We start from the raw sequence: 15,007 nt of genomic DNA on the forward strand, positions 1-15,007 counted from the left end.
TCCATTATAGCACGTATAGCACGCGAAATAGCACGCGAAAGACTTTTTATGATACCATTCTTCTGTCGCAGAAATCCGTTCAAAAGGAGGTTTCTCCATGTCTCAGACGACTGCTGCGGCGCGCGACGCACTCCTCGCCGCCTTCCCCTACACGATCCCGATCTTTGCTGGCTTTTCCTTTCTCGGCATGGCGTACGGCATCTACATGGGAGCAGAGGGATTTTCCCCCATCTATCCGATGCTCATGAGCCTGCTGATCTTCGCGGGCTCGGTCGAGTTTTTGACCGTGCCGCTGCTGCTCGCGCCGTTTTCGCCGCTGCACGCATTCGCGCTCGCCTTCATCGTCAACGCGCGCCATCTCTTCTACGCCATTTCCATGCTCGATCGGTACCGCGGGCACGGCGCGAAGACCCCATACCTCATCTACGGCATGTGCGACGAGAGTTTTTCGATCAACTACACGGCAAAAGTGCCAGAGGGCGTCAACCGCGGCTAGTTCTTCTTCTGGGTCACGCTGCTCAATCACCTCTACTGGTTCGGCGGCGCGACAGTCGGCGCCCTCTTCGGCTCGCTGCTCTCGTTTGATACGAAGGGGCTCGGATTCGTGCTGACGGCGATGTTTGTCACGATATTCACAGAGAACTGGCTCGTCTCGGACGACCACCGAAGCGCACTCATCGGTCTCGCGCTTTCCTTCCTCGCACTTCGCATCTTTGGGGCAGAGTCGTTCCTCATTCCCGCCATGGCTGCCATCCTCGCTGCTTTCACCCTGTTTCGGAAGCGGCTGGATACGCCAGCCGCGAGACAGGAAGACGCCGCCCTATATCCGCTACCTCGGACGCATGCTTCCCGCATCCGTCTTTTCGCTCCTCGTCGTCTACTGCCTGCGCCACGTCGATATTGCCTCAGGCTCGCACGGGCTCCCCGAATGGATCGCCGTTGCGGCAACGATCCTCCTCCATCGCGTGCGGCGCCAGATGCTGCTCTCAATTGGCGGCGGAACGCTTCTCTATATGCTTCTCGTGCAAACTCTTTTCTCTTAAGGTCTCGTAAGGAACCGCGGATCCCATGCAGTGCACCGTACAGATTTTCGCTTTATCCACATAATAATCCACAGATGTGGATAACGATTGGGGAAATCGGACGATGCGGTATCTTCTTTCCTGTTTTTTTGCCGAATCTCGATTTTGTGTATACTGTGGGAAAGAAATATTCCCATTTCTGTGGATCATGTGGATAAAAAAGTGGATAACCCCATGCGCTAGTCGAACATTTCATCTTTTTTCCACATCTTGTGCCTTTCTTTCAAAAGCGAACCCATGCGATTGTGGATAACGCGGCTGCGATTGGCTCCATGTCCGATAAGGAACGCGTGCGAGCTGTGAATTGTAGTACCGCGCATCCCCCGAAACCTCCTCTCCTGCCCACGGTGGCAAAGGGAAATCCACATTCTCGTCAGACAGCTCGATCTCCGCGACGCAAAGCCCTTCATTCTCGCCAGCGAACACGTCGATCTCCCACCGAAATCCTTCGATCCGCTCGATGTAGCGCCGCTTCTCGATGATCGGAGGCGCACAGAGTGCGAGCATCGCCTCCGCATCCGCAAGCGGCACCTCGTACTCGAACTCCGCACGGCGGATCCCTTCATTTTTCCCCTTTACGGTCAGGTACCCCTTCTTTCCCTTCACGCGCACGCGCACCGTCCGCATCGGCTCACGCGACAGATAGCCCTGCGCGATGCGCACGCCTGCGCCTTTCGGCTTCCAATTTTCCCGGACGAGAAATTTGCGCTCGATCTCCACTGCCATGTCGATATCCTCCTTGTCTTTTTTCCCTACCATACCATGCGGCAAAAGCACGCGCAACGTTCTCCTGCCGATTTTCAGAAATGCGCGGTAGAGTGGTATAGTTTCAGGGATAATATGTGCTCTGTTTCTCTTTTTGAGACGGGCGTTCACGACTTTATATTCGATGAAAAGAAGGTATGAACTTGCAGAACCAACCGATCCCGCCGCGCCCGAAAAAAAAGAAACGGCGTATATGGCCGTGGGTGCTCGCCGTCCTCGCATTTCTCATCGCGGCGGCCGCGGGTGCTCTCTTTGCATCCTCAGGGCTCCTCGACAAGCCGAAAGATGACGTCGTCGAGGATGGGCTTCTCACGGCGCGCGACAAGACGACGATCATGATCATGGGCGTCGACGAACGCGACGACGACGTCGGGCGCAGCGATACGCTCATGGTCGCCACGATCGACCCGAAGAAAAATCAGGCGGCGCTGCTCTCCATCCCGCGCGATACGCGCGTCAAGATCAAGGGCAATGGCTGGGACAAGATCAATGCCGCATACGCCTACGGCGGCGAGAAACTCACGCAGCGCACCGTCGAGGACTTCCTCGGCGTCAACATGGATCACTACATCATCATCAATCCGAAGTCGTTCCAAAAGATCATCGACGCAATCGGCGGCATCGACATCGACGTCGAGAAGCGCATGTACTACGAAGACCCATGGGATGACGACGGAGGGCTCCTCATCGACCTGAAGCCCGGCATGCAGCACATGGACGGCAAGACAGCCGTCACTTACGTGCGCTTCCGCGATGAGGAAGGCGACATCGGGCGCATACGCCGCCAGCAGAAGTTCATGAAAGCGTGCATGGACAAGCTCGTTTCCCCGTCCATCATCCTGAAGCTGCCGACCGTCATCAGCGAGATCATGGACTCCGTCAAGACCGATCTCAACGTCCGCCAGCTCCTTGAGTTCGCAGGATCGCTCAAGGAATCGCAGAAGAACGGGCTCAAGACCGAGATGGTTCCGGGGCGCCCGCTCTACATCGACGGCATCAGCTATTGGATCCCGGATCTCAAGGAACTCCGCACGGCGCTCGCCGATACGCTTGGCATCACGCTGAGTGCGTCCGACCGTTCGCGCATGGACCAGCAGGAATCCGAGTACAAGAAGTCCATCCCGGCGAATGCAAAGGAAGTGCCCGCAAGCGACACCTCGATCGGCAAGGCACATACGACGAGCCACTTGAAGCAGGACAGAAATGCAAAAGGCCGCGACAGGGACGCAAAGGACACGAATACGAAAAAAGGGGGAAAGGACAGCAAGGATGCGAAAGGCTCCAATTCCTCCTCCGACGCACCTGAGAAAACGCGTGATATGCGCCATGAGAATGACGCTTCGAACGCCTCCGATGATACATCCGGCACACCGGCAAGCACGGGTCCTGTTCCGACGCGCGACAGCGCAGGTGGAAAATCGCGGTAAAACAAACGAGCAGCCTTCCCCTTCGGGAGGCTGCTTTTTTCTTACAATAACAGAATAGGATGCCGGAACAAATGCTGCCCACTTGCTCCTTTCCATCATCCTTTCGTTTTCTTGCCTTGCATCTGCTCATAGTCCGTCACGCCGCGCGCGATGGCACGGGCGAAGTCGTCCTGCCTGCTGCTCAGCAGCTCCGCATCCTCCTCGTTGCTGATAAAGGCAAGCTCGACGAGGACGGCGGGCATGTCCGTATGGCTCAGCACGTAGAGCCCGTTCACGCCGGGCGTCCGCACCTTTAGCCCGCGGTTTGCCGTGCCGAGTGCGTCGGTGATCTGTGCGAGGATGCAGCCACCGAGCTTTTCACCCTCCGCCGATCCGGGGTAGATGCAGACTTCTGTCCCCTGCGCGGCGGGGCTTGCGGCGTTGCAATGGATGCTGACAAACACGTCCGCGCCGCTCTCGTTCGCCGCGTCTGTGATGGCGGCAAGGCTGTCGTCCTGCAAGTTGCCGACGACCGTGACGCCTGCCTCCTTTAGATAGCCTTCTGCAAGGTCTGCGACGGCCTTTGCCACGTCGCACTCCCGCAGCCCCGTTTCGGCGTTCACCGCGCCGGGGTCGGGGTTCCCGTCCGGCGCATGGCCGGGGTTCAGGAATACGTTCATTTCGATCCTTCCTTTCTTGTCTCTGCGAGCTTCCCGCGCCCGATGTAGCCGATCAGCCCGGACGCGATGCTCATGCTAAGTTCGTTCGTGCCGTTGTGGATCGCAAGCAGGAGGGCAATGACCAGCCCGATGCTCACGATGGTCTCGGCGTTCAGCACGCCTTGCAATCCGCTCGCCTTCCTTCCTTTTCAAACGGCAGGTCGAGCACCTCTTTCAGTGCGTGCGTCGCCGTGCCGTTCCCGCCGAGGTCGTGATAGGCCTCGTACATCTTGCTGATGTTGTCCTTCTGCGCCGCATTGGCGCAGCCCTGCACGTGGAAGTGGATCGCGGACTGCACGATGCGGTCCCTTAGCACCGCGAGCACGCCCTTTCGGAGCGCGTCGTACTCACGCGCCTGCCTTGCCAGCGCATCCTGCCGCTCGCGTTCCCGCTCCCGTGCTTCTTCCATGCGCCGCTTGTCCTGCTCCTGCAAGCGGTAGAGCAGGTAGGCGCATATCGTCGATGTGCTCACAGATACAAGCGTCAGCAGGATCTGCGTCATGACGTCCAAGTCCATCCCTTGCTCGCTCCCTTTCGTGTTTCGCACAGCCATTTTCCGTCTTGTCCCAATGCCTGCCGTGCGTCATGTGTGCCATGCTTTTCCTTTTCTTTTATGCCTTTCTATCTTTATACGTTGCGGCATGCCTCTTTCCGCAAGGCGCCAGAATGCAATTCGTTCCTTCTTGCGTCGTCCAATCCCCCAAAGCAAAAACGCTTTAAGTCGAACGTTCGGGAGCCGTACAGCCTACACGCACCGTGCGTCCATCATAAATTTATACTTGTCTTTTTGGAATAACATACTATAATAAAAACCATGACATTACGAAAGCATTTTGCCTTTAGTCAGCGAAAGGAAGATCTCAGATGAGCACGGTAAACGAAAAAGCACTCGAACTCCACAAGAGCCATCACGGCAAGATTGCCATGATGAGCACGGTTCCCCTCGAAAAGGGCGAAGACCTCACGCTCGCCTATACGCCGGGCGTCGCGGCACCCTGCCTTGCGATCAAAGACGACTACGACAAGATCTATGAATACACTTCGAAGGGCAATACCGTCGCCGTCGTGACGAACGGCTCCGCCGTCCTCGGCCTCGGCAACATCGGCGCAGGCGCAGGGCTGCCCGTCATGGAAGGCAAGTCGATCCTCTTCAAGGGATTTGCAGGCGTCGACTCTGTCCCCATCTGCCTCGACACGCAGTCGGTCGATGAGATCGTCCGCGCCGTCGAGCTCATGGCGCCGACATTCGGCGGCATCAACCTCGAAGACATCAAGGCACCGCAGTGCTTCGACATCGAAACCAGACTGAAACAGTCGCTCGACATCCCCGTATTCCACGACGACCAGCACGGCACGGCCATCGTCGTCGTCTCCGCGCTCATCAACGCATTCAAGATCACGGGCAAGACCTTTGCGGGCTCGAAGTTCGTCATCAATGGCGCGGGTGCGGCAGGGCAGGCAATCACGCGCCTCATCTGCAGCATGGGCGGGCACAGCATCATCCTCTGCGACTCGAAGGGCGCCATTTACGCAGGCCGCCCCAATGGCATGAACCCCTACAAGGACGACATCGCGAAGGTCACGAATCCATCCCATGAAAAAGGCCATCTCGCCGACGTCATCAAAGGCGCGGACGTCTTCATCGGCGTCTCCGCCGCAGGCTGCGTATCAAAGGACATGGTGCGCGCGATGGCAAAGGATCCGATTGTCATGGCCATGGCGAACCCCGTCCCGGAGATCCTGCCAGACGAGGCGAAGGCGGCCGGCGCGCGCGTCGTCTGCACGGGACGATCCGACTTCCCGAACCAAGTCAACAACCTCCTCGCATTCCCCGGCATCTTCCGCGGCGCGCTCGACGTCCGCGCGAAGGAAATCAACGAGGCGATGAAGATCGCGGCGGCAAAAGCGATCGCAGCGCTTATCCGCGATGCAGAGCGTGACGAAGAGCACGTCATCGCAAGCCCGTTCGACCCGCGCGTCGCACCCGACGTCGCCGCCGCCGTCGCGAAGGCTGCACGCGATACGGGTGTCGCCCGCGTCAAGAACGTCACGCCGGAAGAAGTCGCCGAACACACGCGCAAGTTAATCGAAGAAATCCACAAAGCATGATCGTATCCAACCAAAAGACCGCACATGGATGAACCCTCCCTGTGTGGTCTTTTTCTTTCTCTGCCTTCTCCAGTATGGTGGACGCCATGGAGCACCGCGTGAATGATTGCGCTGCCGTCATGGTGTTTTTGGATGCAATTAGGATGCCACTCATGACCTGGACGACTCGTCCGAGGTTCCCCCAATGTAGCTGTAAAGCGTGTACTTCGAGATCCCAAAAAATTGGGAGATCTTGTCCCCGGACTTTGTGATAAGCAGGGCACCGCGCTCATTTAGGAAGTGAATGGCACGAATTTTATCTTCGCGTGTCATCAGCGGAACGGGCTTGCCGACGAGACGTACGGAATCTTCGAGCAAGTCGTCGAGGAGCTCCGTGACGTTTTGCGGTATGCTTCGATCCTCGCTCTTCTGAGACATGACGGAGATGAGAGGCGCAAGCGCACTGCTGGCGAGAGAAAGCTCTGTGATGTCGAAGTTCAGGCAGAAGAGCGCGATGATCGTTTCGTTTTCATCACGCAGGTAGATGGTCGTCGATTTGAGAATGCGGCCGTTCTTGCCCTTCGTGAGGTAACTGCCCTCTGTGTGCATCTTTCCGGGCTGTCCGCTGAGGGCGTCGAGCACGGCCATCGACGGTCCATCGCCGACCTTGCGTCCAGAGACGTGACCGTTCTCGATGGCAACAATGGAGTGATCCACATCGGAAAGATCGTGTATGACAACCTCACAGTTCGGCCCGAATTGCTGGGCGATACCGCAGGCGATTCGTTTCAGGCAGGCGAGGAGTGGCCCGTTCATCATGCTGTCAAACCTCCTTCTTCATTCCAAAAAGAAAGGGAAGCCGCCTCCCTATAAAATGGAAGCAGCTTCCCTTATCATAGCATCTTTCCCAAAAGGAAATCAAGATCGGAATCGGACAATCTCCTCGTACGGAACCGTGCGCTTGCGTTGGAGGAACTGCCCATATCCGCGCGCTCCGCAGAATGTGCCCTCCCGTGCGATGACCTCGCCGCGCAGCATGGTGAGGGCGATTGACGCGCGTACGGACATGCCCTCGTACGGACTCCACCCACAGGCACTGTGAAGAGCACGCGCAGTGAGCGTATGCTCCCGCTGTGGGTCGATCAGGACGATATCCGCATCGCTTCCCGGAAGGAGCGTCCCTTTCCTAGGATAAAGACCGAAGATCTTTGCCGCATTCGTGCTGGTCACGCGGACGAAATCGGGAAGGGAGATGCGTCCTGCGAGCACTCCATCGCTGAAGAGAAGCGGCATACGCTCCTCAACGCCAGGCGTGCCACCCGGACAGTCGCGGAAGTCCTTGGCATGGGCACGCTTTTCATCGGGCATAAAGGGGCAGTGGTCGGTCGCGACGACTTGGATATCGCCGCTATGCAGCCCCTGCCAAAGTGCCGCGCAATCCCCCGCCTTGCGGAGCGGCGGCGCCATGATGTACTGGATGGCGTCATCGGCATTTCCTCGTAATTTGTCCTCCGTGAGTGTGAGGTACTGGGTGCAAGTCTCAGCGTAGGCGTTGCGTTGTCCCTCCTGCCGCGCAAGGCGAAGCTGATCGAGGCTCTCATGTGCCGACAGATGGACGATGTAGGCAGGTGCATCGCCTGCCGCCCGTGCGACAGAGAGCAGCATATTGACGCTCATCGCCTCGGCAATGTTGGGGCGTGTCCGCGCATGTTCGATGGGAGCCCGTTCGCCTGAGCCGAGTTCCTTGCGAAGCGTGTTCGTGATGACGTCATTCTCACAATGGACGGCGAGGAGTCCTGCGCGCTCTCGCATCACGCGCAGGACAGGCATGAGCCACGCCTCCGTCAGGGGGAAGCCGTAGGTCGTGTACGCCTTGAAGCTGGGGAATCCCGCGTCGATCAATCCTCCGAGCTCGTCGAGGATGTCCATGTCCACATGCTGCAGCACGCCGTGGAAGCTGTAGTCAATCGGGCAATCCTTCGCGAGATCCCAATAGGCATCGATAGGTTGGCGGAGCGTGCAGCCGGGCGGACCGAACGCGATGTGGTCGATGATGGTCGTCGTGCCGCCGCAGGCCGCCGCGATGCCGCCCGTGAGGAAGGTATCGCATGCCCTGTGATGGGGGGATTGCTGGAGATCCATGTGGGTGTGCGGGTCAATGCCGCCCGGCACGACAACCATGCCGCAGGCATCGATGGAAAAATCGTCCCCGACATCCAGCTTTTCGGCGATTTCCGTGATAACGCCATTCTCAACGGCAAGGTCGAGATGCATGGGATCACTCGGCAGACAGACGAGCCCGCCTTTGATGACTGTCCTCATTTGGAAGCCCCCCTCAGCTTTGCCATGAGCGCATAGGTCAGACCTGCTCCAAGCGTGCCGAAGACATAGGCATTGTTGAAGAGAGACGCAAGCGCAGGGACGAAACGCCCCATGAAGATGAGCGCGGTGAAGATGGCTACGATGAGAAGCGCCCGTACATTCCAGCCCCGTGTGTAGAAATATTTCCCTTGCCCCTCGATGTAGGCGTCCACGATGTGGATCTCCGTATGGTACTCCACAAGGTAGGCTGCGATGTAGATGCCGGAGATCGGACCGATCAGAGCGCCGAGAAACTGCGTCACGTCAAAGATCAGATGGTAGGCGCTGGAAAGAGAGTTCCATGGCTGCGCAAAGAGCGCGAGAAATGCAACGAGGATCGCCACCTGACGATAGCTGAGGCGCCCCTTGAGGTAGGATGCCACGATGTTTACAGGCGGGATCAAGTTGCCCGCGACGTTCGTCGTCAGTATGGCCATGATGATGAAGACAGAGAAAATAAGGCGGATCGCCATGCTGTCGAAATTGCCGATGAGCACGGCAGGCTCCCAAATCTCCTTGCCGAATGCGAGCCATGCACCGGCTGTGCCGCAGATGCCGACGAAGGCGATATAGCCCGTCATGAGCGGCGCGCTGATGATCTGGCCGAGGATCTGTGCCCGTTGGTTGACGCAGCTGCGCGTGAAGTCCGGCATGGAGAGCGCAATGCCGCCGTCAAACGCGATCATTGCGGAGAGCGCCGGCCAAAAGAGCGTCCAGAAGTCTATGCCTTCCTGCGGTTGGAGAACCTGCGCGCTGAGGAGCGCGTCAAGGCTCCATCCTGCGGTGCTGAACCCCCAAATGATGACGATGAGACTCATCAGGATCAGCGCAGGTGCGGAAACGCCTTCGAGGATCTTGACCGCCTTGTTGCCATAGGCCGCGATGTAGACATTGATCGCCCAAAAGATCAAAAAGGAGATGAAGAAGCCCGTGAATCCGAGCTCCTCCCAGCCCGGAAAGATCGTCTGGATGATGATGTTCACCGCCTGTCCGCCGATCCAAGCCTGCACACCAAACCAGAAGACGCCAAGGATGCCGCGGATCAGTGCAGGGATGAAAAGCCCTTTCTCCCCGAAGATGATCTTGCCCAACATGGCGTAGTTCATGCCGTACTTCACACCGTAGTGCCCGATGATCATCGCGACTGCCATGACCAACGTGTGCCCGATGACAATCGTGATGAGCGCTTGGTACCATGTCATGCCTGCGACCAATAGCCCACTCGCGACCTGGTAAACCGCGATCGACACCATGATGCCGATCCACAGGTTCGCCATGTCCTTTGTGTGCCAGTCGCGTTTCTCGCGCGGTATGGGCCGAGTCGCCGGACTATAGAAATTCTTGTGATTCCCAATGGCCTTTACGCCCGCCTCGGTCAGACTGACCATGCCATCCTTCTCCACTTGATACGCTGACTGCTTCTGCATCGTTATCCCTCCTAACAAGGGGAGTGGGAAGCCCCTATACAGTATGGAGGCGGCGACTTCCCCTCCATTTTTTCGATAAAAGAATTTTTCCTGCTGAAGACCAAAGTTTTACCTTACGTTTCACGATTCGTGCGTGTCCGGCGTAAGCTCGGTCGTATACTCTTTGGGCGGTATGAGCTTCGAGAAGGCAAGGAACGCGATGAGCGCTGCAAGCAGACCGGGCAGGATAGGCTGCCCAACATGGAGCCCGAAGATCGTGCCGTGCGAGATGTGTTCGATGTAGACGACGACGAAGGTGCCGACGACGAGCGAGGCGAGTGTCCCGGCCTCAGATGCGCCCTTCCAGTAAAGTCCGATGACATAGGGGAAGAACGAGCCAGCAGCACGCAGCGTGAACGAAAACATGAGGATCGTGATGATACTCGACGTGTTGAAGAGGGCAATGAGAAGGGAGAGAAGCCCGGAGAGTACCATAACGATGCGTGCAACGCGCATAACCGTGATATCACTTGCGTTCCTATTGATGTACTCACGGTAAATATCGTTGGCAAAGATGGAGCCCGCTCCCAAAAGATCCGAGCTCGCGCTGCTCATCGTCGCCGAGATGACTCCGGCAAAGAGCACACCGCAGATGAGTGGCGGCATGGCATGAACAGCGAGAACAGGCAGTGCATAACGTGAGCCGACATCCGCGAACTGGGCAGGGTCGAATATGCCCATGTGAATGAGCGCAAGGACGGTGACACCGAGGATGGCGGGGATGAACCCGTAGACAAAATTGATGATGGCCGCGAGGATGGAACCCTGTTGTGCGGCCTTGCCGTCACGTGCCGCATAGTAGCGCGAGACGGCTTCCTGTCCAACGGTAAAGGTCGCAATATACATGATGGTCAACGCGAGGACATCCAAAACGCTGTAGCCGGAGAAAAGGCTGAGCGACTCTGCCGGCACATGCGCTTTGATATTGGTCCAGCCGCCCGCCAGATCAAATGCATAGGGAATGGCGACAGCCATACCGAAGACAATGAAGAAGACCTGAACAAAATCCGTCAATGTGACACTCCAAAGGCCGCCCATGACTGAATAAATTGTAACGATGCAGCAAATTGCGATAACCGCTGCGTCGAAACTGATGCCAAGCATCGTCGAAAGAATGACGGAAGAGGCGATCATTTGCCCGGCGGTCAGACCGACGAGTGGCAGGAATATGATGATGGCCGTGATGAACCCGGGAATCTTGCCGTAGCGACGGCGAAAATATTCGGGTACCGTCTTGACCATCGTGGCGCGGAAGCGTGGCGCGATGAAGGTGAGGATGACGAAAGCGAAGCCCATTGCAATGACGTACCAAGCCGAACTAAGCCCGTGGTTGCCCATGCCCTGTTGGACGACGCCCAGTGAACTGCCGCCGCCGATCTCCGTCGCGGCGAGAGTGCCGGCCATCAGGATAGGACCGAGCCTGCGCCCCGCAACCATGAAATCGCTGTTGCTTTCGATGCGGTTCTTTGCGTACCAGCCAATGAAGAGCATGATGGCCATGTAACCTAGAACGACCGCAATGACAATCCAGGATACTTGCATGGGGATCCCTCCTAACGATAGGAAATGATGACCAATCCGTGTTCATGCGTGGATCTTTGTGCCGGTCTTGCCGAGCACGCTGTCTCTGGCTTTTTCGAGCAGTGTGATGAGGGCTGTGCGCCCCGGTGCGGACTCGGCAAAGCGGATGGACGCCTCGACCTTCGGCAGCATGGAGCCGGGGGCAAACTGCCCCTCGGCGATATAGCGGCGCGCCTCCTTTGGCGTCAGCTCATCCAGCCACTTCTCGTCCGGTTTCCGATAGTGGATCGCAACTTTCTCGACCGCCGTAAGGATAATCAGGTAGTCGGCTTCCAAATTTTCCGCAATGAGCTCACTGCCGAAATCCTTGTCAATGACGGCGCTCGCGCCCTTCAAGTGATTGCCGTTTCGCATGACGGGGATGCCGCCACCGCCGCAGGCAACGACGATCTGTCCCGCTTCGACAAGGGCGCGAATGGCACCGATCTCGATGATCTCGCGCGGCATTGGGGATGCGACGACGCGGCGGTAGCCGCGCCCCGCGTCTTCCTTCATGATATAGCCGTAATGTGTTTCGGCGAATGCGGCCTGCTCTTTCGTCATGAAATGCCCGATCGGCTTCGTCGGATCATCGAATGCTGGATCGTCCGCATCGACGCGTGACTGCGTGATGATGGTCGCGACGGAGATGTTCGTGATACCGCGATTCAAAAGCTCCTCGCGCAGGGCGTTCTGCAGATCATAGCCGATGTACGCCTGACTCATGGCAACGCAGACTGAGAGCGGCGTGTTCGGCTGCGCAGGATTTTCGCGCGAGAGCGCCGCCATGGCATTGTTGATCATGCCGACCTGCGGGCCGTTGCCGTGCGTAACGACGACCTCGCAGCCCTCTTCAATGAGATCCACGATCGCCTTCGACGTGATCTTGACGGCCTGTATCTGCTCCGGCAGGCTTTTGCCAAGCGCATTGCCGCCGAGTGCAAGGACAACGCGCCGTTTCTTCTTCCCGCTTTTTTCTTGCTGCTCCATGCTACTGCCCTCAGTAGATCTTGCGAGGCAGGGCACGGGACTTCATCGCGCGGAGCGCCGCCGCGGGATCTTTTGCCTTCGCGAGCAGGATCATGGCGGCGATGACATAAGGCTTGTAACTCGCTTCCTTATAGAGAGGATCGCGATAGCGGTCGAATACGGACGCCTCGACTTCGCCCTGTGTGCAGCTGACTTCATTGATGTCAGCCGGCAGGCAGTGCAGATAAAGTGCCTTCCCCCCCTCCGTACGCCGCATTCTCTCCTCGGTGCAGCACCAATCCTTGTGCTGTGCATTCTGTGCAAGGAGTTCCTTTTCAAGCGCAATGATACCCGCCTCGTCGCCGTCCGCATAGAGCTTCGTGCGCGTTTCCATCGCGGCGAATGGCGCCCAGCTCTTCGGGTAGACGATGGCGGCATCCGCAAAAGCGTCGTCCATATCGTGCGTCACACGGAACGAACCGCCGCCTTTCTGCACGTTTTCCTTCGCCACATGCAGCACATCGGGCATGACTTCATAGCCATCCGGATGTGCGAGCACGACATCCATGCCGAGCCGCGTGAACAGCCCGATTACGCCCTGCGGCACCGAGAGCGGCTTGCCGTAGGAGGGCGAGTAGGCCCACGTCATGGCAATCTTCTTGCCGCGCAGCTGCTCCATGCCGCCGAATGTGTGGATGATGTGCGCTGCGTCCGCCATGGCCTGCGTCGGGTGGTCGATGTCACACTGCAGGTTCACAATGGTCGGACGCTGTTCGAGAATGCCGTCATTGTGCCCTTGCTCAATCGCTTGTGCGACTTCGAGCTGATAGGTATGCCCCTTGCCGATGTACATATCGTCGCGGATGCCGATCACGTCTGCCATGAACGAGACCATGTTCGCCGTCTCACGCACCGTTTCGCCGTGTGCAATCTGGCTCTTCTTCTCGTCGAGATCCTGCACGGAAAGCCCGAGGAAGTTGCACGCCGAGGCAAAGGAGAAGCGCGTGCGGGTGGAATTGTCGCGGAAGATGGAGATCCCAAGACCGCTGCCGAAGAGCCGCGCTGAGATGTTTTCCTCGCGCAGGGCGCGGAGTGCGTCCGCTGCCGCCCAGACAGCCTTCAGTTCATCATCCGTCTTGTCCCACGTCAGCAGGAAATCCTGCCCGAACATAGCCTGTGTCCTGAGCCCTTCCAACTGCCGGAGGCTCGTCTCAAAATCTGCTTTCATGATGAATGCTCCTTTCCAATCCGATGTCCGCAATCAATCCGCAACGTAGATGCTCGGCAGCGTCGCGTAAACGGCGGCGCAGGTGACGAGATCCTGCTTCCAATTCCGCTCGTTTGGTGCATGTGCCTGCGCCTCTGCTCCCGGTCCGAATCCGATGACGGGAATGCCGTTGCGCCCCATGATGGTGACGCCGTTCGTCGAGAACGTCCACTTGTCGATGAGAGGCCGCCCCTCGCGTGAGGCGATGGTCTCAGGGGAACCGATGCGTTTCTCGCCAAAGAGATTTTGGTATGCCGTTTCGATGGATCGCGTGACCTTATGATCCTTCGGTATGACCCAGGTCGGGAAATAGCACTCGATGGGGTACGTGAGCCCCGTATAGCTTGGGCGTGCATATTCGTACATGCTGACCTTGATGTCCTTGCCGTACTTCTTGACATGTGGCAGGGCGCGTATCTCCTCGAGGCATCCCTCCCATGTCTCGCCTGCCGTCATCCGGCGGTCGAGCGAGACTGCACAGGAATCCGCGACCGCACAGCGGCTTGGCGATGTGAAGAAGATCTCCGAGCAGGTAATTGTGCCGCGTCCGAGAAAATTTGCCTCCTCATATTCGGGGTTGTGCTCTTTGTGCAGCATTTTGGAGAGCCCTTGGATTTCTGGGTCGTCGGCGGGATTTTCGTTCAGTGCGCGGATGTCCCGGAGGATGTCGGCCATCTTGTAGATGGCATTGTCGCCGCGCTCGGGTGCACTGCCGTGGCAGGAGACGCCCTGTGCCTCGACGCGGATCTCCATACGGCCCCGCTGACCGCGGTAGATGCCGCCGTCCGTCGGCTCCGTCGACACGACAAAGGCGGGGCGTACCTTATCCTCTTGGATGATGTACTGCCAGCAGAGGCCGTCACAGTCCTCCTCCTGCACCGTCCCCGTGACGAGCACGGTATACTTGTCCGAGAGCAGTCCGAGATCCTTCATGATGCGCGCGCCGTAGACCGCCGAGACGACCCCGCCCAGCTGATCGGACGTACCCCGCCCGCCGATCTCCGTCGCCGATTCGAAGCCATCGTAGGGATCGAACTCCCAGTTCGCGCGATTGCCGATGCCGACGGTGTCGATGTGCCCGTCGAAGGCGATCTGTGTCGTGCCGTGCCCCATGTAGCCGAGCACGTTCCCCATCGGATCGATCTCCACCTTGTCGAAGTCAAGCGCGCGCATCTCCTGCGCGATCCGGTCGGCGTGCGCCTTCTCCCCGCTGCTCTCACCGGGAGAACGCACGATGTCCCGCAGAAACTTCGTCATCTGCGCCTCGTACCCCTGTGCCGCTTCCTTGATGCGTTCATAGTTCAAAGCCATGTTATCCTACGCC

At 58.1% G+C, this 15,007-nt stretch carries 16 protein-coding genes; 4 read left to right on the forward strand and 12 right to left on the reverse strand.

Going from position 1 to position 15,007, the window contains the following annotated elements:
* Window positions 1–97 precede the first annotated feature (97 nt).
* Window positions 98–496: an AzlC family ABC transporter permease gene (locus HMPREF1985_RS11805; RefSeq protein ID WP_021771792.1), complete on the forward strand. Its 399-nt coding sequence runs from the start codon at window positions 98–100 to the stop codon at window positions 494–496.
* A gap of 32 nt (window positions 497–528) precedes the next feature.
* Here HMPREF1985_RS11805 and HMPREF1985_RS11810 read toward each other — a convergent pair whose 3' ends face one another.
* A complete protein-coding gene (locus HMPREF1985_RS11810) occupies window positions 529–744 on the reverse strand; it encodes a hypothetical protein (protein WP_369758559.1) in 216 nt (71 codons plus the stop codon).
* 98 nt (window positions 745–842) lie between these two features.
* Between HMPREF1985_RS11810 and HMPREF1985_RS11815 the strand changes: the two genes are divergently transcribed.
* Window positions 843–1,043 (forward strand): branched-chain amino acid transporter permease, encoded by a 201-nt coding sequence (locus HMPREF1985_RS11815; protein ID WP_021771794.1) that lies wholly within the window; start codon window positions 843–845, stop codon window positions 1,041–1,043.
* A 231-nt stretch (window positions 1,044–1,274) separates the two neighbouring features.
* Here HMPREF1985_RS11815 and HMPREF1985_RS06760 read toward each other — a convergent pair whose 3' ends face one another.
* Entirely contained in the window at window positions 1,275–1,808 is a 534-nt protein-coding gene (locus HMPREF1985_RS06760) for a CYTH domain-containing protein (RefSeq protein ID WP_051349078.1), read from the reverse strand.
* Between the two features lie 176 nt (window positions 1,809–1,984).
* Between HMPREF1985_RS06760 and HMPREF1985_RS06765 the strand changes: the two genes are divergently transcribed.
* Entirely contained in the window at window positions 1,985–3,274 is a 1,290-nt protein-coding gene (locus tag HMPREF1985_RS06765) for an LCP family protein (RefSeq protein WP_021771797.1), read from the forward strand.
* A gap of 95 nt (window positions 3,275–3,369) precedes the next feature.
* On the opposite strand, the gene HMPREF1985_RS06770 is transcribed toward HMPREF1985_RS06765, so the two are convergent.
* Genes HMPREF1985_RS06770 through HMPREF1985_RS10805 form a run of 3 tightly spaced genes read right to left on the reverse strand, consistent with a single transcriptional unit; the run spans window position 3,370 to window position 4,489 of the window.
* Window positions 3,370–3,933 carry an N-acetylmuramoyl-L-alanine amidase family protein gene (locus tag HMPREF1985_RS06770; protein ID WP_021771798.1) on the reverse strand — a complete coding sequence of 188 codons (564 nt, stop codon included), beginning with the start codon at window positions 3,931–3,933 and terminating at the stop codon, window positions 3,370–3,372.
* A complete protein-coding gene (locus HMPREF1985_RS11440; protein WP_196805351.1) occupies window positions 3,930–4,100 on the reverse strand; it encodes a hypothetical protein in 171 nt (56 codons plus the stop codon). The genes HMPREF1985_RS06770 and HMPREF1985_RS11440 overlap by 4 nt, the downstream gene beginning before the upstream one ends.
* A complete protein-coding gene (locus HMPREF1985_RS10805) occupies window positions 4,085–4,489 on the reverse strand; it encodes a hypothetical protein (RefSeq protein ID WP_051349073.1) in 405 nt (134 codons plus the stop codon). The genes HMPREF1985_RS11440 and HMPREF1985_RS10805 overlap by 16 nt, the downstream gene beginning before the upstream one ends.
* 347 nt (window positions 4,490–4,836) lie before the next feature.
* On the opposite strand from HMPREF1985_RS10805, the gene HMPREF1985_RS06780 reads away from it, so the two are divergent.
* A complete protein-coding gene (locus HMPREF1985_RS06780; protein WP_021771802.1) occupies window positions 4,837–6,081 on the forward strand; it encodes an NAD(P)-dependent malic enzyme in 1,245 nt (414 codons plus the stop codon).
* Window positions 6,082–6,231: 150 nt separating this feature from the next.
* On the opposite strand, the gene HMPREF1985_RS06785 is transcribed toward HMPREF1985_RS06780, so the two are convergent.
* The 7 genes from HMPREF1985_RS06785 to HMPREF1985_RS06815 all read right to left on the reverse strand — a co-directional run bounded on the left by HMPREF1985_RS06785 (window position 6,232) and on the right by HMPREF1985_RS06815 (window position 14,994).
* Window positions 6,232–6,879, reverse strand: coding sequence for a helix-turn-helix transcriptional regulator (locus tag HMPREF1985_RS06785; RefSeq protein ID WP_021771803.1), 648 nt, complete (start codon window positions 6,877–6,879; stop codon window positions 6,232–6,234).
* 99 nt (window positions 6,880–6,978) lie between these two features.
* Entirely contained in the window at window positions 6,979–8,382 is a 1,404-nt protein-coding gene (hydA, locus tag HMPREF1985_RS06790; protein ID WP_021771804.1) for a dihydropyrimidinase, read from the reverse strand.
* Window positions 8,379–9,848, reverse strand: coding sequence for an NCS1 family nucleobase:cation symporter-1 (locus tag HMPREF1985_RS06795; RefSeq protein ID WP_021771805.1), 1,470 nt, complete (start codon window positions 9,846–9,848; stop codon window positions 8,379–8,381). The genes hydA and HMPREF1985_RS06795 overlap by 4 nt, the downstream gene beginning before the upstream one ends.
* A gap of 120 nt (window positions 9,849–9,968) precedes the next feature.
* Window positions 9,969–11,429 carry a sodium:solute symporter family protein gene (locus HMPREF1985_RS06800; protein WP_021771806.1) on the reverse strand — a complete coding sequence of 487 codons (1,461 nt, stop codon included), beginning with the start codon at window positions 11,427–11,429 and terminating at the stop codon, window positions 9,969–9,971.
* Between the two features lie 42 nt (window positions 11,430–11,471).
* Complete coding sequence (arcC, locus tag HMPREF1985_RS06805) at window positions 11,472–12,437, reverse strand: carbamate kinase (RefSeq protein WP_021771807.1); 966 nt, start codon at window positions 12,435–12,437, stop codon at window positions 11,472–11,474.
* 10 nt (window positions 12,438–12,447) lie between these two features.
* A complete protein-coding gene (gene ygeW, locus HMPREF1985_RS06810; RefSeq protein WP_021771808.1) occupies window positions 12,448–13,644 on the reverse strand; it encodes a knotted carbamoyltransferase YgeW in 1,197 nt (398 codons plus the stop codon).
* A gap of 33 nt (window positions 13,645–13,677) precedes the next feature.
* On the reverse strand, window positions 13,678–14,994 hold the full coding sequence (locus HMPREF1985_RS06815) for a YgeY family selenium metabolism-linked hydrolase (RefSeq protein WP_021771809.1): 1,317 nt from the start codon (window positions 14,992–14,994) through the stop codon (window positions 13,678–13,680).
* Window positions 14,995–15,007: the final 13 nt, after the last annotated feature.

The organism is Mitsuokella sp. oral taxon 131 str. W9106, from assembly GCF_000469545.1.
Taxonomy (GTDB): domain Bacteria; phylum Bacillota; class Negativicutes; order Selenomonadales; family Selenomonadaceae; genus AWVT01.

Excerpts from the sequence above, each read along its gene's own strand:
- HMPREF1985_RS11805 (WP_021771792.1), top strand. The coding sequence starts at position 98 with ATGTCTCAGACGACTGCTGCGGCGCGCGACGCACTCCTCGCCGCCTTC.
- HMPREF1985_RS11810 (WP_369758559.1), bottom strand. The coding sequence starts at position 744 with ATGGCGGGAATGAGGAACGACTCTGCCCCAAAGATGCGAAGTGCGAGG.
- HMPREF1985_RS11815 (WP_021771794.1), top strand. The coding sequence starts at position 843 with ATGCTTCCCGCATCCGTCTTTTCGCTCCTCGTCGTCTACTGCCTGCGC.
- HMPREF1985_RS06760 (WP_051349078.1), bottom strand. The coding sequence starts at position 1,808 with ATGGCAGTGGAGATCGAGCGCAAATTTCTCGTCCGGGAAAATTGGAAG.
- HMPREF1985_RS06765 (WP_021771797.1), top strand. The coding sequence starts at position 1,985 with ATGAACTTGCAGAACCAACCGATCCCGCCGCGCCCGAAAAAAAAGAAA.
- HMPREF1985_RS06770 (WP_021771798.1), bottom strand. The coding sequence starts at position 3,933 with ATGAACGTATTCCTGAACCCCGGCCATGCGCCGGACGGGAACCCCGAC.
- HMPREF1985_RS10805 (WP_051349073.1), bottom strand. The coding sequence starts at position 4,489 with ATGGACTTGGACGTCATGACGCAGATCCTGCTGACGCTTGTATCTGTG.
- HMPREF1985_RS06780 (WP_021771802.1), top strand. The coding sequence starts at position 4,837 with ATGAGCACGGTAAACGAAAAAGCACTCGAACTCCACAAGAGCCATCAC.
- HMPREF1985_RS06785 (WP_021771803.1), bottom strand. The coding sequence starts at position 6,879 with ATGATGAACGGGCCACTCCTCGCCTGCCTGAAACGAATCGCCTGCGGT.
- hydA (WP_021771804.1), bottom strand. The coding sequence starts at position 8,382 with ATGAGGACAGTCATCAAAGGCGGGCTCGTCTGTCTGCCGAGTGATCCC.
- HMPREF1985_RS06795 (WP_021771805.1), bottom strand. The coding sequence starts at position 9,848 with ATGCAGAAGCAGTCAGCGTATCAAGTGGAGAAGGATGGCATGGTCAGT.
- HMPREF1985_RS06800 (WP_021771806.1), bottom strand. The coding sequence starts at position 11,429 with ATGCAAGTATCCTGGATTGTCATTGCGGTCGTTCTAGGTTACATGGCC.
- arcC (WP_021771807.1), bottom strand. The coding sequence starts at position 12,437 with ATGGAGCAGCAAGAAAAAAGCGGGAAGAAGAAACGGCGCGTTGTCCTT.
- ygeW (WP_021771808.1), bottom strand. The coding sequence starts at position 13,644 with ATGAAAGCAGATTTTGAGACGAGCCTCCGGCAGTTGGAAGGGCTCAGG.
- HMPREF1985_RS06815 (WP_021771809.1), bottom strand. The coding sequence starts at position 14,994 with ATGGCTTTGAACTATGAACGCATCAAGGAAGCGGCACAGGGGTACGAG.